This is a genomic window from Ethanoligenens sp. (assembly GCF_047718355.1).
Taxonomy (GTDB): Bacteria; Bacillota; Clostridia; order Oscillospirales; family Ethanoligenentaceae; genus Ethanoligenens.
Genome location: NZ_JBDNLG010000026.1, coordinates 1 through 21461, shown reverse-complemented (window position 1 = coordinate 21461; position 21461 = coordinate 1). Strand labels below are relative to the sequence as shown.

Genomic DNA, 21461 nt, shown 5'->3' with positions numbered 1-21461 from the left:
CCCGCTTCATAGGTGTAAAACACACCGGCCCTGGCCAACACCAAACCTACAATATACCGCCCTAGGGGTGCGCGCATTATTCGCCGCGAACCCTTCATGTGTTGCCGATAGGTTTGCGTGAAAACGCCGCACCTGCTATCGAAACGATGTCAGGTGCGACGTTTTTATGCCTTTAAAACTTTTGTGATTTTTGAAACCAACACATCGTGAAAGTCCTGATTCGGATACCATTTGGCAACTGTCTCTTTTTCAACAAAATTTTCAGGAGCAAAATGGCTTACATACGCTTTTTCACAGAACAGAACCAGCTTGGCTCCTTGAAAATAGGTCGTGCCATCCGCAAAAACAGGGGTCATCCCAGCCTCAGCAACCTTGTCGCCATCGCGCCCAGACTTGGTGCCGAGCAGATTCAGCGCCTTACGATAGCTCTCATCATAAAAGCTGAGTGTAAATCCGGTATTCTTCCGCAAAAATTCTAAGGTATACCGCTGCGGGCGTACAAAGATAAAGGCCACCGGACTGCCCCACAGAACACCCAGCCCGCCCCAACTGGCAGTCATCGTGTTGAAATGATTTTTGGTTCCGGCAGTAACCAACGCCCATTGCTTTCCAATCAAGTCAAATACATTTTCGGAAATTTCTTCCGGTGCAATTTCATGCAGTGCAGCCATGATATATTCTCCTTAATCATTCGATCAAAACTGTTTTGTCTTTATATAGTAGCATATTCACTTATGCAAATGCAACTTTATAGAATTGGCCTGTTCCGCCTTTTGCGGGCAATGTGGCTTGAAAGACCCGCAAAATTCGATTTTTCGATAGATTTCACAGACGGACATGCTATAATAATAAAGAATTGCGATACTCTACACGGCTAAAGGAGGAAACGGATGGAGCCATTTATTCCTGAATTTGAGGGCAACCTACGTAAACATATGCTCAAAGTCCCGGAAAGTATTCGGGAAGCCTCCGGCATTAAAATTTTTGGCAAATTACTGAAGTCATTTGTGTTCACCACCGACGTCTCGGTCATCCGTAACGTGAATGCCGACGCCGTGATTGCGGTTTATCCTTTTACACCCCAGCCCATCATCACGCAAGCCATTATGCTCTCGGCAGATATTCCTGTGTTCTGCGGCATAGGCGGCGGCATCACAATGGGCAAGCGCGTCATCAACAACGCACTGAATGCGGAATTTCAAGGTGCCATGGGCGTGGTCGTCAACGCGCCTACACCCGACGATGTGATCGCTCTGCTCTGTGAAACAGTTGATCTGCCGGTGGTGGTGACGGCCGTTTCCGACGGTGATGTCTCTCAGCGTGTGGAATCCGGTGCGTCTATCATCAATGTGTCAGGCGGAGCGCACACCGCCCGAATCGTCGCTTCTATCCGCGAACAGTATCCCAAACTGCCCATCATTGCCACCGGCGGCCCTACGAACGAGAGCATTCTGGAAACCATTCGCGCTGGTGCCAATGCCATCACCTGGACCCCGCCGTCCAGTGCAGAGATCCTTGCCGGCATCATGCGCCGTTACCGCTCCCACCCGCAGGAAGTAAAAGGCAGCCGGCTGGAGGAATAACTGCCAAAAACCACCTGAGATATGGTGCGAAATCATCAACTGTCACAAAGCTATCCCGAGAATGCATAATTATTCAAAAATGCTTGAATTTATGCAGAAATGGTGTATACTAATATGCACAGCCTAAAACAGGCCCCCTATATCAGTTAAAATATTATCCGGAGGTTTATCTATATGAAAAAAACATACAAAAAAGTGGTTTTGGCCTATTCGGGCGGATTGGACACGTCCATCATCATTCCGTGGCTGAAAGAGAATTACGGCTGCGAAGTCATTGCCATGTCGGCAGACGTTGGACAAGGTGCGGAACTTACCGGACTGGATGAAAAAGCAAAAAAGACCGGCGCATCCAAATTGTACATTGAAGATTTAAAAAAAGAATTTGTGGAAGAATGTATCTGGCCCACCCTCAAAGCCGGTGCAAAATATGAAGATTATCTGCTGGGCACCTCGTTTGCCCGCCCGATCATTGCCAAACGCCTGGTGGAGATTGCCCGCAAAGAAGGGGCAGACGCTGTGGCACACGGTGCGACCGGCAAAGGCAACGATCAGGTGCGTTTCGAACTGACCGTCAAGGCATTCGCCCCTGACCTGCCTATCATCGCGCCCTGGCGTGAATGGGACATCAAGTCCCGCGATGAGGAGATTGACTATGCGGAGGCGCACAAGATTCCCCTGCGCATCACCCGCGAGACCAGCTACTCCAAAGATAAAAACCTATGGCACCTCAGCCACGAGGGCCTTGACCTTGAAGACCCCGCCAACGAACCGAAATACGATGACATTCTGGAAATGAGTGTCTCCCCGGAAAAAGCGCCGGACAAGGCGACCTATGTAACCCTGCATTTTGAACAGGGCATCCCCACATCGGTGGACGGCGAAGCATTGGGTGCGGTTGAAATGGTGACCAAGCTCAACGAACTCGGCGGCGCAAACGGCATCGGTCTGCTTGATATCGTGGAAAACCGTCTGGTGGGCATGAAATCACGCGGCGTGTATGAAACACCGGGCGGCACCATCCTCTATCACGCGCATCAAGCATTGGAAACCATTACCCTTGACCGCGACACCGCCCACCACAAAGAACTGGTATCACAGAAATTTGCAGAGCTGGTCTATGACGGCAAATGGTATACCCCGCTGCGCGAAGCGCTCTCCGCGTTCGTGGATGAAACACAGAAGACCGTGACCGGCGACGTGAAACTCAAACTCTACAAGGGCAACATCAGCAACGCGTCCGTCACCTCCCCGTGGTCGCTCTATGACGAGGACTTGGTGACTTTCGGCGAGGATCATGTATATGATCAGAACGACGCGAGCGGATTCATCAACCTGTTCGGCCTGCCGCTCTCCGTGCGCGCCAAACTGAACCAGAAACACGGGAAATAAGCCAAGGCGGCGACAGGAGGGGTTTACCAAGTGAAACTTTGGGCGGGACGTTTTTCAAAAGACACCGACAGCCGCGTCAACGATTTCAATTCATCTATTTCCTTTGACGCGCGCATGTATCGGGAAGATATACTGGGCAGCATCGCCCATGCCACCATGCTGGGAGAGCAAGGCATTTTGACCAGCGACGAGACAGCTGCTATCATCGGCGGGCTTAACGGCATTCTTGCGGATATTGAGGACGGTAAATTGCCGTTCGACCCCGAAGCTGAAGATATCCACATGTTTATCGAAGCCGAGCTGACCAAACGCGTGGGCGATGCCGGTAAACGCCTGCACACCGCGCGCAGCCGGAACGATCAGGTCGCGCTGGATGTGCGGCTCTATCTCCGTGGGGAGATCACCGCCCTCCAAAAGTTGGTAGCGGAGCTGCTTACCGCATTGGAACAGCAGGCACAGGCCAACAAGGGCACGGTCATGCCGGGTTACACCCATTTGCAGCGCGCGCAGCCCATCACATTTGGGCACCACCTGCTGGCGTACGCGCAGATGCTCATGCGCGACTACACCCGTTTAACCGACTGCACCAAGCGAATGAATGAATGTCCGCTCGGCAGCGGGGCATTGGCGGGCACAACGCATCCCATCAACCGTGCGCGCACGGCGGAACTGCTCGGATTCGACGCGCCGACCGCCAACAGTCTGGACGGCGTGGCCGACCGCGATGCCTGTATCGAACTGCTTTCGGCGCTGTCCATGGTGATGATGCACCTCTCGCGTTTTTCAGAGGAAATCATCCTTTGGTGCTCGTGGGAATTTAAATTCATTGAGCTGGATGATGCGTATGCCACCGGTTCGAGTATCATGCCGCAAAAGAAAAACCCGGATGTGGCGGAACTGGTGCGTGGTAAGACCGGGCGGGTTTACGGCGACCTGATGGGATTGCTCACAGCGATGAAAGGTCTGCCGCTGGCCTATAATAAGGATATGCAGGAAGACAAAGAAGCGGTCTTCGACGCAATTGACACCGTCAAACTCTGCCTCTCCACTTTTGCGCCAATGCTGGCAACCCTGCGTGTGCTGCCCGCAAATATGCGGCGGGCGGCGTCGGGCGGCTTCATCAACGCCACCGACTGCGCCGACTACCTCACCAAAAAGGGAATGCCGTTCCGCGACGCCTACAAGATTACCGGTACGCTGGTGGCCTACTGCATTGAACATGGAAAGACGCTGGAAGCCCTCACGCTGGACGAATTTAAAGCGCACAGCGCATTGTTTGCGGAGGACGTGTTCACCGCTATCGGGTTGGACACCTGCGTGAACGGGCGTGTTTCGCAGGGTGGTCCCGGGCTTTCCTCGGTGGAAGTGCAACTTGCCGCACTGCACACTTTTCTGCAAGGGACGAGGCAAGCATGAAATACAAAGTTTTTATTGACGGGCAGCATGGCACGACCGGTTTGGAACTGGACAGCCGCCTTGCCGCGCGTGAAGACATTGAACAGATAGAGATCGACCCGGAAAAGCGCAAAGACCCAGAAGCGCGCAAGGCCTGCCTAAACGCAGCAGACATCGTCTTTCTCTGCCTGCCGGACGCCGCGGCGAAAGAAGCGGTGGCGCTGATTGAAAACCCCGATGTGCGGGTAATCGACGCTTCCACCGCCCATCGCGTTTCGTCTGGTTGGATATATGGGTTCCCAGAACTGGAAAAAATCCAGCGTGAAAAGATTCGAAACGCACGGCGGGTGGCTGTACCGGGCTGCCACGCCACCGGTTTCAACGCGGCGGTGTATCCTCTGCGCGCGGGTGGCATCATCGCCGGCGAGTATCCGCTGGTGGCACAGTCCGTCTCCGGGTACTCGGGTGCGGGCAAAGCGATGATTGTGCAGTATGAGGACACGCGGAAGACCGATCCGGCGCTAAAAAGCCCGCGGCTATACGCGCTGGGGCTGCACCACAAGCATTTGCCGGAGATGCAGGCGGTCAACCGGCTGGAAAAACCGCCGCTATTCACGCCGATGGTCGGCCCTTTCCGGCAGGGAATGCTGGTGCTGCTGCCGCTGCGGCGCGAACTTCTCAAAAAAGATTTGGATGCGGCCGCACTGCGCGACTATTATGCGGCATACTACCATGAGGAACCATTCATCCACGTCATGCCATTTGATGACCAATCGTCATTCGATGGCTGCTATCTCGGTGCGGATGGCGCAAACGGCACCAACCGGCTTGATTTGTTCGTGTTTGGACATGATGAGGAAATTCTGGTCGTGTCGCGGCTGGACAATCTGGGCAAAGGGGCATCCGGTGCGGCGGTGCAATGCATGAACCTAATGCTCGGTCTGGACGAAACGGCGGGCCTGCGTGCGTAACCTGCTTTTTAGTTGATGTAAAGTGTGCGGCAACTCGCCGGCGCACTTTGCCGCATTTGCCCGGAAACGCAATCAAACGAAAGAAGAATGGATATGAAGATACAGCAAATCAAAGGGGGCGTGACCACCCCGAAGGGATTCACCGCGAGCGGCATCCATTGCGGCCTGCGCAAGAACAAATCCAAGAGGGATTTGGCCTTGCTGTTTGCAGAAAAATCCTGTAACGCGGCGGCAGCCTACACGCAAAACAAAGTCAAAGGCGCACCTATTTTGGTGACCCAGCAGCACCTGGCCAACGGTACGGCGCGCGCGGTCATCTGCAACAGCGGGAATGCCAACACCTGCAATGCCGACGGGGAAGAAAAGGCCACCCAGATGTGTCAATTGGCAGCAAACGCGCTGCACATCGCACCGGAAGATGTGATTGTTGCCTCCACCGGCGTAATCGGGCAGGTGCTGCCAATCACGCCCATCCGCGATCACATTGGGGAACTGGCGGCGCAGCTGTCTGTGGACGGCGGAGATGCGGCGGAAGAGGCCATCATGACCACGGATACCCGTCCCAAGCAAGTTGCCGTGGCATTTGAGTTGGGCGGCAAGACCTGTTATGTGGGCGGCATGGCAAAGGGTTCCGGAATGATTCACCCGAATATGGCGACGATGCTCTGTTTTGTCACCACCGATGTGGATATCGACATGGCTCTGCTGCACAAAGCCCTGCTTGCCGGTGTGGAAAAAAGCTTTAACATGGTGACGGTGGATGGGGATACATCCACCAACGACATGGTGTCTGTACTGGCTTCCGGTCTGGCCGGAAACCCGTCTATTACCACAGAAAACGCGGATTATGCACACTTTACGGAAGCGCTGGAAACCGTGTTGGTGTCTTTGGCGCGCCAAGTGGCAGGCGACGGGGAAGGCGCAACCAAACTGCTGGAGTGTCTGGTAGAAGGCGCGGCGGACGTGCAGACCGCGCGTACCGTGGCCAAATCGGTCATCGGTTCCAGCCTAGTCAAAACCGCGATGTTCGGTGCCGATGCTAACTGGGGGCGTGTGCTCTGTGCCATCGGCTATGCACCCGCGGAGGTGGATGTGACTAAGGTGGATGTAACGTTCTCTTCTCATACCGGCATCGTCGAAGTCTGCCGTGGCGGCGCGGGCATTCCTTTTTCAGAGGAAACGGCTGCCGCCGTCCTTAAACAGGATGAAATCGACATCCTCATCCATCTGCATACCGGCGAGGCATCTGCGACCGCTTGGGGCTGCGACCTGACATACGATTATGTCAAGATCAACGGAGATTACAGGACGTGAAAAACGATAGGGGCGAGCAAACAGCCATGGGGATTTCGGAGCACGAAACAGCGCAGGTTCTGGTACATGCGCTTCCATATATCCAACAATATAACAACAAGACCATCGTGGTCAAATTCGGCGGCAACGCAATGGTGAGCGGTGAGCTAAAAGACGCGGTCATGACCGATCTGGTGCTGCTGTCGCTGGTGGGTATCCGTGTCGTGCTGGTGCACGGCGGCGGACCGGAAATCACCGATATGCTGGACAAAATCGGCAAAGAAAGTCTGTTTGTCGGCGGCCTGCGCTACACCGACCATGAAACCATGGACATTGTGCAGATGGTGTTGGGCGGCAAGGTCAACAAGGACCTTGTCCTCAGCTTGCAGCGCAAAGGCGGGCGGGCAATCGGCCTTTGCGGGCTGGATGGCGGTATGATCGAAGCGGAGCGGTTGTTTGAGGACGGTGTCGACCTCGGACAGGTGGGGCAGGTGTCCAATGTGGACGTAACCCCCATCAACGATGCGCTCGGAAACGGTTATATCCCGGTGGTCGCCACCATGGGCGCCGGACAAGACGGCAAGGTCTATAACATCAACGCCGACACCGCCGCAGCCCGTATTGCCGCCGCGTTGGGCGCGGAAAAATTGATTCTGCTGACCGACATCCGTGGGCTGCTGCGCAACAAAGACGACGACAGCACCCTCATCCCCGTGGTAAATGTCAGCGAGGTGCCCAACCTTATCCGGCAGGGCATTATTTCCGGTGGCATGATTCCCAAAATTGACTGCTGTGTGGAGGCAGTGCGGCGCGGGGTGAACCGGGCCCATATCATCGACGGGCGGCGCACACACGCGATTCTGGTCGAGATGTTTTCGGACAGCGGCATTGGCACCATGTTTTTATAAACCGCACGATGGACCTCAACCCCAAGACAGGTTGCGTGCGGCATTCAATCAAACATACGATATTTTGCGATACATTTTAAAATGTCAGCACGGTCGTTTTATCAGTATAAGAAAAGAACAAGGAGTGATTCCCATGGATTTCACACAAACCAAAGCGGATTATGACCAATATGTCATGCATAGCTACGGCCGTTTTGATGTAGCACTGGCAAGCGGCAAAGGTGCGACGGCTACCGGTGTGGACGGGAAGACCTATATCGATTTTGGCAGCGGCATTGGCGTCAACGCGCTCGGCTATGCCGACGAGGGCTGGGTCAAGGCCGTATCGGAGCAGGCTGCCAAGCTGGCACATATCTCCAACCTGTATTACAGCCCGGTGCAGGCGCAATGCGCCAAACTGCTCTGCGAAAGCAGCGGATTCTCTCGTGTGTTTTTCTGCAATTCCGGTGCGGAAAGCAACGAGGGTTTGATTAAGCTGGCGCGCAAATACAGCTTTGACAAGTACGGTAAAGGCCGTCATACGGTTGTCTGTCTGAAAAACTCGTTTCACGGACGTACCGTGATGACATTATCTGCAACGGGACAGGACGTGTTCCATAACTATTTCTTCCCGTTCAACGAGGGCTTCCGCTTTGTCGAAGCCAACGACACGGCAGCACTGGAAGCGGCCGTCACCGATGATGTTTGTGCTATTTTAATGGAAGCTGTGCAGGGAGAAGGCGGCGTCTACCCGCTGGAAAAAGCGTTCGTCGAAAAAGCTGCGCAGCTTGCCAAACAAAAAGACGTGCTGCTTTGCTTCGACGAAGTGCAGTGCGGCATCGGGCGCACCGGTCATTTGTTTGGATTTGAATATTTTGGCGTAAAGCCGGACGTTGTTTCTTGTGCCAAAGCGCTTGCCGGTGGTCTGCCGATGGCCGCGGTGCTCAGCGGTGAAAAATGCAAGGACACATTTACCCCCGGCACCCATGCCACCACTTTCGGCGGCACGCCGATCTGTTGCGCCGCCGCCATTGAAGTGCTCACGCGCGTATCCAAGCCGGAATTTCTGCAAAGTGTGCGCGAGAAAGCTGACTATATCCGTTCAGAATTGGAAAAACTGCCGGGTGTCCACAGCATCCGCGGGCTGGGACTGATGATTGGGTTCGAAGTAACCGGTGTGGACAGCAAGCAAGCCGCTGTGTTGGCGGGCGAACAAGGTCTGCTCATCCTCACCGCCAAAACAGCGCTGCGTATGCTGCCGCCGCTGGTCATCACCAAAGAGGAAATTGACAAAGGCCTTGCAATCCTCGCGGGGGTCCTCAATCACCTGCGAGCCAGCACCGCCCAATAATGCGACGGCAAAGCCGCACGCTGCATGTATGATACAGGAGGCAAATGCTCATGAAACATTTACTGAAACTGCTCGATCTGTCGTCACAGGAGATTCTCAACATCCTCAATCTTGGCGACCAGCTGAAATATGAACTCAAGCACGGGATTGCCCATCCGCGCCTTGCAGGCAAAACATTGGGTATGATTTTTGAGAAAGCATCCACCCGCACACGGGTTTCGTTTGAAACAGGCATGTACCAGTTGGGCGGACACGCACTGTTTCTAAGCTCCAAGGAGTCACAGATTGGGCGCGGTGAGCCGGTGCAGGATACCGCGCGCGTGCTGTCCCGCTACCTAAACGGCATTATGATCCGCACTTTTGCACAAGAAGAAGTGGAGAAACTGGCAGCCAACGCTTCTATCCCGATCATCAATGGGTTGACGGATTTTGCCCATCCCTGCCAGGTGCTGGCCGACTTAATGACGGTGCGGGAACACAAGGGCCGTCTGGAAGGGCTGAAAATGTGCTTCATTGGGGACGGCAACAACATGGCAAATTCCCTCATTGTTGGCGGGTTGAAAGTCGGGATGCAGGTTTCTGTCGCCTCGCCGCAAGGCTATGAACCGGATGCGGAGGTGCTTGCCTTCGCGGAGAAACACAGTGGGTTTGCGCTGGTGCATAACCCGCTGGAAGCCGCCAAGGATGCGGACGTTGTCATCACGGATGTCTGGGCATCCATGGGGCAGGAAGAGGAGGCAGCCAAACGCTGCAAAGCGTTTGACGGCTATCAAGTCAACCAGGAACTGATGGCGGTGGCAAAACCGGACGCAATGGTGCAGCATTGCCTGCCTGCGCACCGCGGCGAAGAAATCACGGCGGAGGTGTTTGAAGCGCATGCCGACGAGATTTTCGAGGAAGCCGAGAACCGCCTACACGCGCAGAAAGCCGTTATGGTTCTGTTGATGGGCTGACCCGCCGATTGGAGTCGGAATAAAGAGTGAGTGTTCAAAACAGTTCACTCCCAACAGTGTTTCCGTAAAAGGCAGGAAGAAATAAGACGATCCCAACCCTTCTGAAAAATGGTTGGGATCGTCTTGCTTTTTACAATTAAAAACTCAGAAAAATAAAACCATATTACAATACACCTCAGACAATGCCACTGGATGAATCCACAAAAAAGTTGTGTTTTTGCATGGATTTGTTATAATAGATATGAACGTTGCCTTTCCCTGTGAAGAAGTGTCCGCTTTGTCCGGCACTTCGGCTTGGGGGAACGTGGCAACCAAATGATTGCTGACCGTGTGGCTGTGTTCCCGCGCGGGAAGAAACGCTGAAGCTTTGTGCTTTTTGCGCCTTTTCCCAATGGGAAAGGGCGCTTTTTGTCGCGGCAGAGAAAGGAGCTTTCACTTGGAAGACAAACGTCTTGGCGTGGTGGGGATTGTAGTGGAAGATTTGGATGCGGCGGCACCGATCAACACGGTTCTGCATTATTATGCGGAACTGATTGTGGGGCGGATGGGCATCCCGTATCGGGAACGCGGGGTGTCGGTCATTTCCCTTATTGTAGACGGTGAAAATGACTTAATCAGCGCTATGACCGGCAAACTGGGGCGCATCCCCCATGTAACTGTTAAGACCGCATTGGCGAAAAGCCGCTCGGATGCGCCTTGATGCCTTTCGAACCATACCGTTTTACCTATGCAGTGGAGGAGTTTTAAAATGGATTCTGTCAAACAATACGAACAGGAAATGGCCGCCTACGACCGGCTGGACCATGATTTTATAGACGACGACAAGATCTGGTCACAACTGCACACGGCGGAAAAGCCAACCAAGGAAGCAGTGCGTGCAGTGCTGGAAAAGGCGAAAAAGACCATCCGCCTGGAACCGGAGGAAACCGCCATCCTGCTTCAGAACAACGACCCCGAAACGCTTACTGAAATGTACGCCCTGGCTAACCAACTCAAGCAGGAGGTTTACGGCGACCGTATCGTCTTCTTCGCACCGCTGTATATCAGCGATGAATGCGCCAACGACTGTAAGTACTGCGGGTTTCGCCGCAGCAACCACATGATGCACCGCAAAACATTGTCGATGGACGAAATTGAACAGGAAGTGCGCACAATGATCCGCGAGGGGCAGAAGCGCACGGTGCTGGTCTATGGGGAAGCGCCGTCTACCGGCATTGACTTCCTCTGCAAATCCGTTGAAAAGGTTTACAGCGTCAAAGAGGGGAACGGGGAGATTCGACGCGCCAATATCAATGCCGCGCCACTGTCTGTTCCCGAACTGCGCCGCTTAAAAGATGTGGGCATCGGCACATTTCAGGTATTTCAGGAAACATATCACCACGCAACCTACCGCAATCTGCATCCAGCCAATACTGTAAAAGGAAACTACCGCTGGCGGCTTTACGCCATGGACCGCGCGCTGGAAGCGGGGCTTGGGGATGTGGGTATTGGCGTGCTGTTTGGCCTGTACGACTGGCGTTTTGAGGTCATGGCGCTGCTGTACCACACCATTCATTTGGAACAGACATTCAACGGCGTCGGACCGCATACCATTTCTTTCCCGCGTATCACGCCCGCGACCGGCACGCCGTTCTCTGACCATCCGGAATATGCGGTCAGCGACGCGGACTTTAAAAAACTGGTTGCCATCATCCGGCTGTCTGTGCCATATACCGGCATGATCTGTACGGCGCGCGAAACCAAGGAAGTGCGGGACGCGGTGCTGCCGCTTGGCGTTTCACAAATCGACGGCGGCACCCGTATTGGTGTAGGCGGCTACGGGCGCAAAGATGCCAATGCGTTGCCTGACAAGGAACAGTTTTCACTGGGCGATACTCGTTCACTGGACGACGTGGTATTGGAAACAGGCGCCATGGGCAATATTCCGTCATTCTGTACGGCCTGTTATCGCGCCGGACGCACCGGTGAGGAATTTATGGGATTGGCCAAGTCCAAATTTGTACACCATTTCTGTATTCCAAACGCGATGTTCACATTCAAGGAGTACCTGCTTGATTACGCAAGCCCAGAGACACGCAAGAAGGGCGAACAAATCATTGCCGACCATTTAGAGCGTTTCAAAGGTGAACCAATCTACGATACGATACGGGACAATCTACAGCGGTTGGAAAATGGGGAACGCGATCTGCGGGTTTGATAAACGGCAATCTCCCCATATAAAAAGCCGAGGCGGTCAGCACCCCTAAAAAGGTGTTGGCCGCCTTGGTCTTTTATGGCTATCCATTTAACTTTGCATGGCTTTGGCTTTTTCCTGCGAAAGGTGATACAGCAAAGCGTGCTGCGGGTCTGATTTGCCCTCTCCCAAATAGACGCTTGCCGGAATATTTTTGCCGCTTTCCGCCGCCCATGCATAGATTTGCATATTGGGATTATCATGGCTGGTACCGCCGCTACGGCGAGAAGAGGACAGTCTTGAAGTCCGCTGCGTTGTATTGTGCTTGTCAGCTGCATCAGCGGCACGGTGGCCGGTGATGTACGTCTTGATATTGGAAAGACCGACTGGTGCGGAAGTACTCAAAAAATACCGCACTTTCCCATTCGCCACCAGCGACTGAAACGCATGAAACGTGAGGATGGGGTTGGTGCCGTTAAAACCGCCAATAGCCATGACCGGTCTGCCAGTATCGATGATGAGTGTTTCCGCGAGGGGGGCGCTTGGCACGGCAGCCAGATAGGTCGCACCATCTTGATGCTGCTCAAGATAGGTTTCCAACCTCTGATAATATGTGGACGGTTTGGGGTCCGCTGTCTCGCCCTTCATCCGCTTTACCATATAGGAAACAGAGGGGAATTGTACGCCATGCTGATTGCGCAGCAATGCCGGCCCCGCCGCCGCATCCGATCCGCTCACATGCACAAGCACCGTAGTGAACGACCACATAAACGGCGCTGCCAACAAGCAGACCAACGCCAAGCCTACCCCGCCGAGAAATATGCGCGGCCGCATCCAGCGCGCACGGAAACGGCACAAGAGCAGCAGCGCTGCCGCCAAAACAATACAGACGGCATCCAGCGGCCAGAGCACACGAAACCATGCGGGATAATGCGCGATGAGGGTCAAGTGAAAAACGGCACTTAGGATAAGCCCGGCCGGCAGAAACAGCGACTTCCACCACTTATTCTGTTGCAGTGCCAGCTTGACCGCACAGGAAAGACCGATGCCAGCCAGTGCGGCAAGCCCAGGTGCTATCACATTGAGATAATACCGGTGTGTCAACCCCTGACAGAAACTGAAAAACACCACTGTTACGGCCGACCAGCCGCCCCAGAGCAGCAATGCAATGATTTTGGACTGCCGCCGCTCCTTTTCCACCCCCAGTATGTAAACGAACGCCGCCGCCGCACCCACAACGGCAAGCGGTAGAAACCAGCCGATCTGCTCGCCCACGTACAAGTCAAACATACGCAGGAAGCCGGGCGCATCGCGTTGCAAGGTGCCGCCGTTCCTGTTTGCACGATCATCTACCACATTAAAGCGCTTCGGCGACATGGAAATCCCATCCGCACGACGCCGATCCAACTTGCTGTCCATCGATGGCCTCCCTTGAGCAAAGACACGGTTCAACCCGTTATACCCAAAAGTAAGGTTCATCTCCGTATTGTCCGCACTGCTGCCCACATAAGGACGGTCGGCGGCGGGGGTAAGGTCAACCGCCTGTACCCAGCAAAACGACACCACTACTAACACTGCTGCCGCCATGGCAAGATGCAGTGCCTTGCGCCGCCACCGGATGCCGCGCGCGCATAGGTACACCAGCACGCATGCCGGCAGAATCAGATAAGCCACCAGCATCTTGGTATTAAAACCCACACCTACGCAGACGGCTGTGAGCAGAAAATAGCGGATACGACCGGTCTCGGCGGCAAGCGTAACAGTCCACGCCGTCAGCACCAACACCAACACCAACATGGCGTCAGGGTTATTCGAGCGTGCCGCCGCGATGAAAATTGGCGTGATAGCAAGCAAGATGGCAGACAACCACCCCGCCGCAAACCCAAATGCCTTTTTAACCAGATGATACAGGATGAGAACGGAACCTGCGGCTTCCAGCGCTTCCGGCAGCAGCAGTGTCCAGCTGTGGAATCCAAATGCTTTCGCAAATGCCGCTTCCACCCAAAATGCCACCGGCGGCTTATCAATATTGACAAATCCGGCGGAATCGAAAGAGAGAAAGAAAAAGTTATGCCAGCTGGTGGTCATGCTTTTGACGGCCGCCGAATAATATAGATTGCCATACCCGTCCTGTGCAAAATTGTAAAAGCTCAAACCAAATGCCAGCAAAACGGCTAAAGCCGCCAGAATGATCCGGACAATTTGTTTCCGGCTCCATCGTCCGCGCAGTCTGTACTCCATTCTGTAAAACCCCTTCAATCCCTTTCAAACATACTTATAAAGCGCAATAGCGCCGATTTACAAGATAACACAGAATTGTGGCAAATGTGTGAATAAGCATATCGGCAGCCCATTTTGGAAAATACAAAAGCAGACTGTGCCCCCGTGCGCGGATATGGTATAATAGAGCAATAAACCGAAAAGAAACGAGTGAAGCACATGGCGTTGCGGGACGCAAAACGAATCGTGGTCAAGGTGGGCACATCAACGCTCACCTATTCAAACGGCAGATTGCATATCCGGCGCATTGAGAAGCTGGTACGGGTGCTCTCGGATTTTAAGAACAGCGGCAAAGAGATCATCTTGGTCACTTCCGGCGCCATCGGCGTGGGCGCGGCACGGCTCAAACTGCCGGAGCGGCCGCGCGAGACCCAAATGATGCAGGCCGCCGCCGCCGTGGGGCAGGTGGAGTTGATGTTCCTGTATGAAAAGCTGTTCTTGTCCTACGGGCAGGTAGTGGCTCAAATATTGATGACGCGCATCATCACCGACCATGACAACACGCGGCAGAACCTGATCAATACATTCAATTCCCTGCTTTCGCTCGGCGTCATCCCGGTAGTCAATGAAAATGACTCAGTGGCGGTCGAGGAAATCGAGGAGGAAGCAGTGGCGTTCGGCGGGAATGACACGCTTTCCGCCATAGTCGCCACTTTGATCCAGGCCGACGCACTGGTGCTGTTGAGCGATATCGAGGGCCTGTATGACAAAGATCCGCGCGAAGCGGCGGATGCACGGCTCATCCCGGTGGTCGAATCGGTGGACGCGCGTATCCTTGCATTGGCGGGCGGAGCGGGTTCACCGCTCGGCACCGGCGGCATGGTCACCAAACTGGAGGCCGCCGAACTGGTAACGCAAAGCGGTATCGACATGGTCATCATGGACGGGGCCAACCCCGAAAAACTATATGAATTGTTCGATGGGAAACAGGTGGGCACCTATTTCCCCGCAAAAACCCAGACAGGAGGGAACCCGGCATGACAATACAGGAAATGGGAACCCGGGCGAAGGCTGCCGCCCACGTGCTCGCGGCGGCCTCATCCGGGCAAAAGGAGAAAGCGCTGCTTGCCATCGCGGCGGCGCTCCGCGCACAGGAAGCCGAAATCCTTCAAGCGAACACGGAAGACGTAGCCGAAGGCAGGCAGAACGGGTTGACCGAAGCACTGCTCGACCGGCTGACCTTGACACATGAACGGTTGGGAGGCATTGCGGCAGGTGTGGAGCAAGTTGCCAACCTGCCTGACCCCATAGGCAAGCTGGATGCGGGTTGGACACGTCCGAACGGTCTGCGCATCCTCAAGACCCGCGTACCGCTTGGCGTGGTGGGCATCATCTTCGAGGCGCGCCCGAACGTCACAGTGGATGCCGCCAGCCTTTGTCTTAAATCCGGAAATGCCTGCATCCTGCGCGGTGGAAAAGAAGCCATCCGCTCCAATCTGGCCTCCGCACGGGTGATGCGCAGCGCCTTACAGGAAGCCGGGCTGCCCGCCGACTGCATCCAGGTGGTGGAAGACACGTCACGCGACAGCGCCACCGCACTCATGCAGTTGAACGGATATCTGGACGTACTCATCCCGCGCGGCGGGGCGGGACTGATTCAGAGTGTTGTGCACAACGCCACTGTTCCGGTCATTGAAACCGGCGTGGGCAACTGCCATGTGTTCGTTGACGAGAGCGCGGATGCAGATATGGCAGCGCAAATCATCTTTAATGCCAAGGCGCAGCGCCCATCGGTTTGCAACGCGGCAGAAACACTGCTGGTGCACAAAAACATCGCGGTCGCGTTCCTGCCCAAAGCGAAAGCACTGCTGGATACCAAGCACGTCGAATTGCGTGGAGACGAAACCGTGCAGGCGATTCTGGGCTCGACGGTAAAACCCGCCGTGGAAGACGACTGGGCAACCGAGTTCTTGGATTATATTCTCGCAGTGAAAGTGGTAAACAGTGTGGATGAAGCCATCGCACACATCACGCGGTTCGGCTCCGGCCACAGCGAATGCATTGTCACCGAAAGCTATGCCAACAGTGAGCGTTTCATGCGGGAAGTAGACGCGGCAGCCGTTTATGTGAATGCATCGACCCGCTTTACCGACGGCGAAGAATTCGGGTTTGGCGCAGAGATTGGCATCTCCACCCAGAAGCTGCACGCGCGTGGCCCTATGGGACTTACTGAACTCACGACGGTGAAATATCAGATCTACGGCTCCGGTCAGATTCGCTAAAGGGACCGGTATGACGCGGCTGCGCACCGTCCGGCGTCATCCACGGCGCAGACGGAACCGCGTGAGCTTGTTTGGATCGGCAATGGTGTTAACCGGCGCGGCGATGTTGTTTGTAGCGTTCGCCTGTGTCGGCAGCATAGGGAATCGCACGGCGGTGCATGGCACTTCGTCTGCATCCGTGCAGGGTGCGGCCACTTTAGAGCAGTACCTTACGCCGGTAGTCGCGCAAGACCCCAAACCATTCGCCAGCCTCGCTCATGCGGATCGGGAATGGATGTTGAAAACAGCAATCTGGTTTGCCGCCCAACAAAATCGGTATGCCTACACATCGGACAACCGGGAAACCATACCGGCTGACCGTGTTTTATCCGTTTACCGTACATTTTTTGGCAAGGATGCCAAGCCGCAGTTCCACACGTTTACTGTGGACGGTGTTGCCTATGTTTACCGCGCAGACACGCAGGTATACGACGTACCGGTCACCGGACAGAAAAATGTTTATACACCGCATGTCACACGGGTTATGCGGCAGGACACGCTTACTGTTGTCACGGTCGGATATATCCCCAGCGCCGGGTGGACACAGCGACCCGACGGCACAGTCGTGCCGCCCGCACCGGTCAAAACGATGCGGTATACCCTGCAAGGGGACGGCCCGGCATATACCATCTTAGCGGTGCAGCACACATAGCATGACGGCATAACAAGCCCAAAGGGCCGGCGGTATATACCGCCGGCCCTTTGGGTTATATGATGCTGGAACCAATTTACACTTCGGCATACAGCGCGGCAATGCGCTTCTGTGCGTCTTCGTTTTCCAGAAAATCCGCAAATGTCGTCTGCTTATCATAAATGCCTGCGGGCGTCAGCTCTATGACGCGATTGGCAATTGTCTCAACAAACTCCAAGTCATGCGAGGTAAAGAGCATCGTGCCGGGAAACGCTTTCAACCCCTCATTGACTGCGGTAATGGTCTCCAAGTCCAGATGGTTGGTGGGATCGTCCAGCAACAGCACATTGGCCCCGGAAAGCATCAGCTTTGAAAACATGCAGCGCATTTTTTCACCGCCCGAAAGCACATGCGCTTTTTTCAACGCATCGTCACCGGAAAACAGCATCTTCCCCAAAAAACCGCGCACATAGCTTTCATGCTTGTCTTCTGAATATTGGCGAAGCCAGTCGATCAATGTCAAATCGGGATCTTCAAAATAGGCAGTCACATCACGCGGCAAGTAAGACTGTGAGGTGGTTACGCCCCATTTGAAACTGCCGCTATCCGGCTCGACTTCACCCATCAGAATCTGGAAAAGCAGCGTGCGTGCCAGTTCGTTGCGGGAAGAAAGCACGATTTTATCGCCTTTGTTGACCGTAAACGACACATCATGCAACAGCTCCACACCGTCCACCGTCTTGCTGATGCCTTGAACCGATAAAATATCTTTCCCGGCCTCGCGTTCCGGCGTGAAGCCGACATAGGGATAGCGCCGCGATGACGGCCGGATATCGTCCAGCGTGATCTTATCCAGCAGCTTTTTCCGCGAAGTTGCTTGCTTGGCCTTGGATGCATTGGAACTAAACCGCTCAATGAATGTTTGCAGTTCCTTGATTTTTTCCTCCTTTTTGCGGTTCTGCTCGGCAAGCAGCCGTTGGGCCAACTGGCTCGATTCATACCAGAAGTCATAGTTGCCGACCACAAGATTCATTTTCCCGAAATCAATATCGACCATATGTGTGCAGACTTTATTGAGGAAATGACGGTCATGCGAAATAACAATGACGGTGTTCGGATAATCCAGCAAAAAGTTCTCCAGCCAGGTGATGGCCGCAATGTCCAGATGGTTGGTCGGTTCATCAAGCAGCAAGATGTGCGGATTGCCAAACAGCGCCTGTGCCAGCAAAACTTTGACCTTCTCGTTTCCATCCAGTTCCTGCATGGTCTTGCCGTGCAGAGATACGTCCACACCCAAACCGGTCAACAACCGTTCTGCATCGGATTCGGCATTCCACCCATCCATCTCCGCAAATTCACTTTCAAGCGCGGCGGCTTTTTCCCCGTCCTCCTCGCTGAAATCCGGTTTGGCGTACAATGCATCCTTTTCCTGCATAATATCGTACAGCCGTTTGTGACCCATAATCACCGTCTGCAACACCGTGAATCGGTCAAACTGGAAATGATCCTGCTTCAAAACCGCAAGGCGTTCGCCTGTTGTTACGATGACCTCACCGCTGGAAGGGGACAGTTCCCCCGAAAGGATCTTAACAAAACTGGTTTTGCCAGCGCCGTTCGCGCCGATTACGCCATAACAATTGCCCGGCGTAAATTTCAGATTGACATTGTCAAATAACTTTTTGTCTTGAAAGGCCAAACTGACATTTGAAACAGTGATCATTAAAGAATCCTCTCTTCGTTCATACGAAAATACGGGCGTTGCATGCAATACGATAAAAATCGGGCGGAAATCGCATTGAAACGGTTTTCACCCGATGATCTCGGCTTTAATCCAAAGACGGTTTAGACAGATTCCCAGTCAAAAATAATGCCTTCAGTAAGCGCCAATTTTTCTAAAAACAACCGCAAAAGTTTGTGCTACTAAATAAACGTCTCCCCCAAAAGAGTGCTTTTCAAAGTAGCGCACATCAAGTTGCACTCTTTCGGCGTATGTGGTTGTACTTCGCCCGTTTACTTGCCACATCCCAGTCAAACCCGGTCTAACGCCTAAATAGGCATACACATCTTCTTTATAATGTTTCAGTTCATCCACCACCACCGGGCGCGGACCCACCAAACTCATATCGCCTTTTAATATATTAAAAAGTTGTGGCAATTCATCTAAACTAGACCGGCGGAGAAAGCCTCCAAATGGAGTGATGCGCGGGTCTCCCGTCAATTTTCGTTCCTTTATATATTGGTCATATTGCTTAGGAGAAAGATGCCTTCGAAGATTTTCCGCACCGTCGACCATCGTTCGAAATTTGTAAATGGTAAACAGTTTACCATTTTTTCCAACCCGCCTTTGCCTAAAAATAACCTTTCCCGGCGATGTAGTCCTTATGCATATGGCAATCATCAGCATCGGAATAAAACAAAGGACGATGGTTGTCAATGCGCAGGACACATCAAACACCCGCTTCGTAAATGCATATATGCTATCTGATAAAACTGACTTTTGGGGAACAGCAGAATGGTCATTGTGGGATATCCCCTGTATAAGAACACGGTCCTTATGTACGGTCACATCTTCCCCCATTACTTTTTCCCTTTAAATGCCGCAGTCTTGCATTTTTCAAATCCGCCACGCGAACCGGCTCTCTTGGTTTCTGCGTCATTTATATGCGTCCGCATAGTCTTTGTATTTGTAGTAACCAAATGCATATTTACTGCTTTTCTTTGCATCAAACGCATTAAAGACGCATCCAACAATCTTTGCATTAACATTTTTCAAATTATTCTGCGCCTGCAGGGCAACATCCGTCGATGTGTACTTTTGTTTTAAAACAAAAATTACGCCATGCACCAGTTTAGATGCCAGCGCAGCATCTGTTACGACAGAAACAGGCGGCGAATCAATCAAAATATAATCAAATTTTTGCTCCAGGCGATCCATCAAATGCCGCATCCGGTCGGAGCCAATCAGTTCCGCCGGATTTGGCGGAATCGGACCGGACGTCAAGACATATAGATTAATATCGCTCAGATAGACTATGCAATCATCCTCACTTTTTTGATCGGCTAGAACAGAGGAAACGCCGCTGCGCACATCCTTGATTTTCAAATTGTTCTTAATCATAGGCTTGCGCAGATCCAAGTCAATCAGTAAAACCTTTTTCTGACTCTCCGCCAGTGTGATCGCAAGATTGATCGCAACCGTACTCTTTCCCTCGCCGGGGATAGAACTGGTAATCAAGAACTTTTTACACACCGCATCTATCGGAAAAAACTGGAGATTTGTGCGTAGCACCTTATAGGCTTCAATAAATTGAAAAGGAGCGTTCCCGGAAGACAACAGCACGTCTTGTGAAATTGCTTTTTTTTCTCGCCTTAAAGCCATGATTGTCGTCCCTCCTATTCTTTGGTATTGATAATCGGAATCACCCCGATAACACTGATTCCCAGACGATCTTCAACGTCTTGATCTGAATCAAACGAATTATCAAGCAAATCCCGCACCAAGATCACAATGAAAGCTCCAATGAAACCGATTAACAGACCGCCTGCAGAAAACAATGCGATATTCGGAAAAACAGGCTTAAGTTCCAATTTTGCAGCCGAAACAACTTCCACCGAGCCGGCCTTAACCGTCTTGATGATAATATCGGGTGCAACACGTGCGATATCGTTTGCTATATTTTTAGACATTTGGGGATTCTCGTCCCTGACTGTGATTTTGAGAACCTGTGTCTGATTCACGCCCTCAACGGTGATGCGCTTTGACAACGCATTGGCGTCTGTATTGAGATTCAAGTCCGATATGACCTGATCGAGCACTGTATCGCTTTCCAAGATGACGGAATACGTGTTGACAAGTTCCTGCGCAGTCGTCAACTGGTCGTTCGTGATGGTAGTCGCTGTATTTTGTGTGTTTGCAGCATTGACCACCAGCATGGTACTTGAGGCATACTGCGGTGCAATCAGCCATTTAGAAAAGCAAAAGCCAACAGCCATACCTAATACGGCGACAACCAGGACCAACCGCCAGCCTTTTTTCAATATCATAAGAATACGTTTTAAATCCAACTCTTGCGAAGCAGTCTCAGCCGTTTCGTTCAAAAAAATACCTCCAAAACTTTCATTATCGATGCTATGCAGTCTGGGATAAAAGGCGCATCCCCGCGCGTTGATTTTCACAAGCAGTGGATCCCCACGCAGAAGCTTTATATATCCACTAAACCGCAAACATTACTTATTATAATGATTTTGCTGTAGAATTTCAATAGGAGAAGCGATAATTATGGTGGTTTAATAG

Annotated in this window: 19 protein-coding genes; 13 read left to right on the top strand and 6 right to left on the bottom strand. The window is 53.0% G+C overall.

Annotated elements, in window-relative coordinates; translation table 11 throughout:
• Positions 1-164 precede the first annotated feature (164 nt).
• Positions 165-671, bottom strand: coding sequence for a flavin reductase (locus ABF463_RS05870; RefSeq protein WP_415532634.1), 507 nt, complete (start codon positions 669-671; stop codon positions 165-167).
• A gap of 219 nt (positions 672-890) precedes the next feature.
• Here ABF463_RS05870 and ABF463_RS05865 point away from each other — a divergent pair, with 219 nt between their 5' ends.
• From ABF463_RS05865 to hydG, 10 genes are all read left to right on the top strand, one after another.
• Entirely contained in the window at positions 891-1583 is a 693-nt protein-coding gene (locus ABF463_RS05865; protein WP_415532633.1) for a hydrolase, read from the top strand.
• A gap of 174 nt (positions 1584-1757) precedes the next feature.
• Positions 1758-2972, top strand: coding sequence for an argininosuccinate synthase (locus tag ABF463_RS05860; protein ID WP_415532632.1), 1215 nt, complete (start codon positions 1758-1760; stop codon positions 2970-2972).
• 30 nt (positions 2973-3002) lie between these two features.
• Entirely contained in the window at positions 3003-4388 is a 1386-nt protein-coding gene (gene argH, locus ABF463_RS05855; protein ID WP_415532631.1) for an argininosuccinate lyase, read from the top strand.
• Positions 4385-5338, top strand: a complete 954-nt coding sequence (argC, locus tag ABF463_RS05850; protein WP_415532630.1) for an N-acetyl-gamma-glutamyl-phosphate reductase — start codon at positions 4385-4387, stop codon at positions 5336-5338. Before argH ends, argC begins: the two co-directional genes overlap by 4 nt.
• A gap of 93 nt (positions 5339-5431) precedes the next feature.
• The gene (gene argJ / locus ABF463_RS05845; RefSeq protein WP_415532629.1) at positions 5432-6652 is read left to right on the top strand and encodes a bifunctional glutamate N-acetyltransferase/amino-acid acetyltransferase ArgJ; all 1221 of its coding nucleotides are present in this window, start codon (positions 5432-5434) and stop codon (positions 6650-6652) included.
• Between the two features lie 26 nt (positions 6653-6678).
• On the top strand, positions 6679-7539 hold the full coding sequence (gene argB, locus ABF463_RS05840; RefSeq protein WP_415532640.1) for an acetylglutamate kinase: 861 nt from the start codon (positions 6679-6681) through the stop codon (positions 7537-7539).
• Between the two features lie 133 nt (positions 7540-7672).
• Positions 7673-8869 (top strand): aspartate aminotransferase family protein, encoded by a 1197-nt coding sequence (locus ABF463_RS05835; RefSeq protein ID WP_415532628.1) that lies wholly within the window; start codon positions 7673-7675, stop codon positions 8867-8869.
• A gap of 50 nt (positions 8870-8919) precedes the next feature.
• Positions 8920-9822, top strand: a complete 903-nt coding sequence (argF, locus tag ABF463_RS05830) for an ornithine carbamoyltransferase (protein ID WP_415532627.1) — start codon at positions 8920-8922, stop codon at positions 9820-9822.
• Positions 9823-10258: 436 nt separating this feature from the next.
• Positions 10259-10522: a TM1266 family iron-only hydrogenase system putative regulator gene (locus ABF463_RS05825; RefSeq protein ID WP_415532626.1), complete on the top strand. Its 264-nt coding sequence runs from the start codon at positions 10259-10261 to the stop codon at positions 10520-10522.
• 48 nt (positions 10523-10570) lie between these two features.
• Positions 10571-12019, top strand: coding sequence for a [FeFe] hydrogenase H-cluster radical SAM maturase HydG (gene hydG, locus ABF463_RS05820; protein ID WP_415532625.1), 1449 nt, complete (start codon positions 10571-10573; stop codon positions 12017-12019).
• A gap of 87 nt (positions 12020-12106) precedes the next feature.
• Here the strand turns inward: hydG and ABF463_RS05815 are convergent, their stop codons facing one another.
• Positions 12107-14236: an ArnT family glycosyltransferase gene (locus ABF463_RS05815; protein WP_415532624.1), complete on the bottom strand. Its 2130-nt coding sequence runs from the start codon at positions 14234-14236 to the stop codon at positions 12107-12109.
• 198 nt (positions 14237-14434) lie between these two features.
• On the opposite strand from ABF463_RS05815, the gene proB reads away from it, so the two are divergent.
• Genes proB through ABF463_RS05800 form a run of 3 tightly spaced genes read left to right on the top strand, consistent with a single transcriptional unit; the run spans position 14435 to position 17188 of the window.
• A complete protein-coding gene (gene proB, locus ABF463_RS05810; RefSeq protein WP_415532623.1) occupies positions 14435-15256 on the top strand; it encodes a glutamate 5-kinase in 822 nt (273 codons plus the stop codon).
• Positions 15253-16497, top strand: coding sequence for a glutamate-5-semialdehyde dehydrogenase (locus ABF463_RS05805; protein ID WP_415532622.1), 1245 nt, complete (start codon positions 15253-15255; stop codon positions 16495-16497). Before proB ends, ABF463_RS05805 begins: the two co-directional genes overlap by 4 nt.
• A 10-nt stretch (positions 16498-16507) precedes the next feature.
• Positions 16508-17188: a hypothetical protein gene (locus tag ABF463_RS05800; protein WP_415532621.1), complete on the top strand. Its 681-nt coding sequence runs from the start codon at positions 16508-16510 to the stop codon at positions 17186-17188.
• Positions 17189-17264: 76 nt separating this feature from the next.
• Here the strand turns inward: ABF463_RS05800 and ABF463_RS05795 are convergent, their stop codons facing one another.
• The 4 genes from ABF463_RS05795 to ABF463_RS05780 form a co-directional block, all read right to left on the bottom strand.
• Positions 17265-18887 (bottom strand): ABC-F family ATP-binding cassette domain-containing protein, encoded by a 1623-nt coding sequence (locus ABF463_RS05795; RefSeq protein WP_415532620.1) that lies wholly within the window; start codon positions 18885-18887, stop codon positions 17265-17267.
• Positions 18888-19040: 153 nt separating this feature from the next.
• Complete coding sequence (locus ABF463_RS05790) at positions 19041-19745, bottom strand: sugar transferase (RefSeq protein WP_415532619.1); 705 nt, start codon at positions 19743-19745, stop codon at positions 19041-19043.
• Positions 19746-19820: 75 nt separating this feature from the next.
• Positions 19821-20546, bottom strand: coding sequence for a CpsD/CapB family tyrosine-protein kinase (locus ABF463_RS05785; protein WP_415532618.1), 726 nt, complete (start codon positions 20544-20546; stop codon positions 19821-19823).
• Between the two features lie 14 nt (positions 20547-20560).
• The gene (locus ABF463_RS05780; RefSeq protein WP_415532617.1) at positions 20561-21265 is read right to left on the bottom strand and encodes a YveK family protein; all 705 of its coding nucleotides are present in this window, start codon (positions 21263-21265) and stop codon (positions 20561-20563) included.
• Positions 21266-21461 lie beyond the last annotated feature (196 nt).

Excerpts from the sequence above, each read along its gene's own strand:
- ABF463_RS05870 (WP_415532634.1), bottom strand. The coding sequence starts at position 671 with ATGGCTGCACTGCATGAAATTGCACCGGAAGAAATTTCCGAAAATGTA.
- ABF463_RS05865 (WP_415532633.1), top strand. The coding sequence starts at position 891 with ATGGAGCCATTTATTCCTGAATTTGAGGGCAACCTACGTAAACATATG.
- ABF463_RS05860 (WP_415532632.1), top strand. The coding sequence starts at position 1,758 with ATGAAAAAAACATACAAAAAAGTGGTTTTGGCCTATTCGGGCGGATTG.
- argC (WP_415532630.1), top strand. The coding sequence starts at position 4,385 with ATGAAATACAAAGTTTTTATTGACGGGCAGCATGGCACGACCGGTTTG.
- argJ (WP_415532629.1), top strand. The coding sequence starts at position 5,432 with ATGAAGATACAGCAAATCAAAGGGGGCGTGACCACCCCGAAGGGATTC.
- argB (WP_415532640.1), top strand. The coding sequence starts at position 6,679 with ATGGGGATTTCGGAGCACGAAACAGCGCAGGTTCTGGTACATGCGCTT.
- ABF463_RS05835 (WP_415532628.1), top strand. The coding sequence starts at position 7,673 with ATGGATTTCACACAAACCAAAGCGGATTATGACCAATATGTCATGCAT.
- argF (WP_415532627.1), top strand. The coding sequence starts at position 8,920 with ATGAAACATTTACTGAAACTGCTCGATCTGTCGTCACAGGAGATTCTC.
- hydG (WP_415532625.1), top strand. The coding sequence starts at position 10,571 with ATGGATTCTGTCAAACAATACGAACAGGAAATGGCCGCCTACGACCGG.
- ABF463_RS05815 (WP_415532624.1), bottom strand. The coding sequence starts at position 14,236 with ATGGAGTACAGACTGCGCGGACGATGGAGCCGGAAACAAATTGTCCGG.
- proB (WP_415532623.1), top strand. The coding sequence starts at position 14,435 with ATGGCGTTGCGGGACGCAAAACGAATCGTGGTCAAGGTGGGCACATCA.
- ABF463_RS05805 (WP_415532622.1), top strand. The coding sequence starts at position 15,253 with ATGACAATACAGGAAATGGGAACCCGGGCGAAGGCTGCCGCCCACGTG.
- ABF463_RS05800 (WP_415532621.1), top strand. The coding sequence starts at position 16,508 with ATGACGCGGCTGCGCACCGTCCGGCGTCATCCACGGCGCAGACGGAAC.
- ABF463_RS05795 (WP_415532620.1), bottom strand. The coding sequence starts at position 18,887 with ATGATCACTGTTTCAAATGTCAGTTTGGCCTTTCAAGACAAAAAGTTA.
- ABF463_RS05790 (WP_415532619.1), bottom strand. The coding sequence starts at position 19,745 with ATGGGGGAAGATGTGACCGTACATAAGGACCGTGTTCTTATACAGGGG.
- ABF463_RS05785 (WP_415532618.1), bottom strand. The coding sequence starts at position 20,546 with ATGGCTTTAAGGCGAGAAAAAAAAGCAATTTCACAAGACGTGCTGTTG.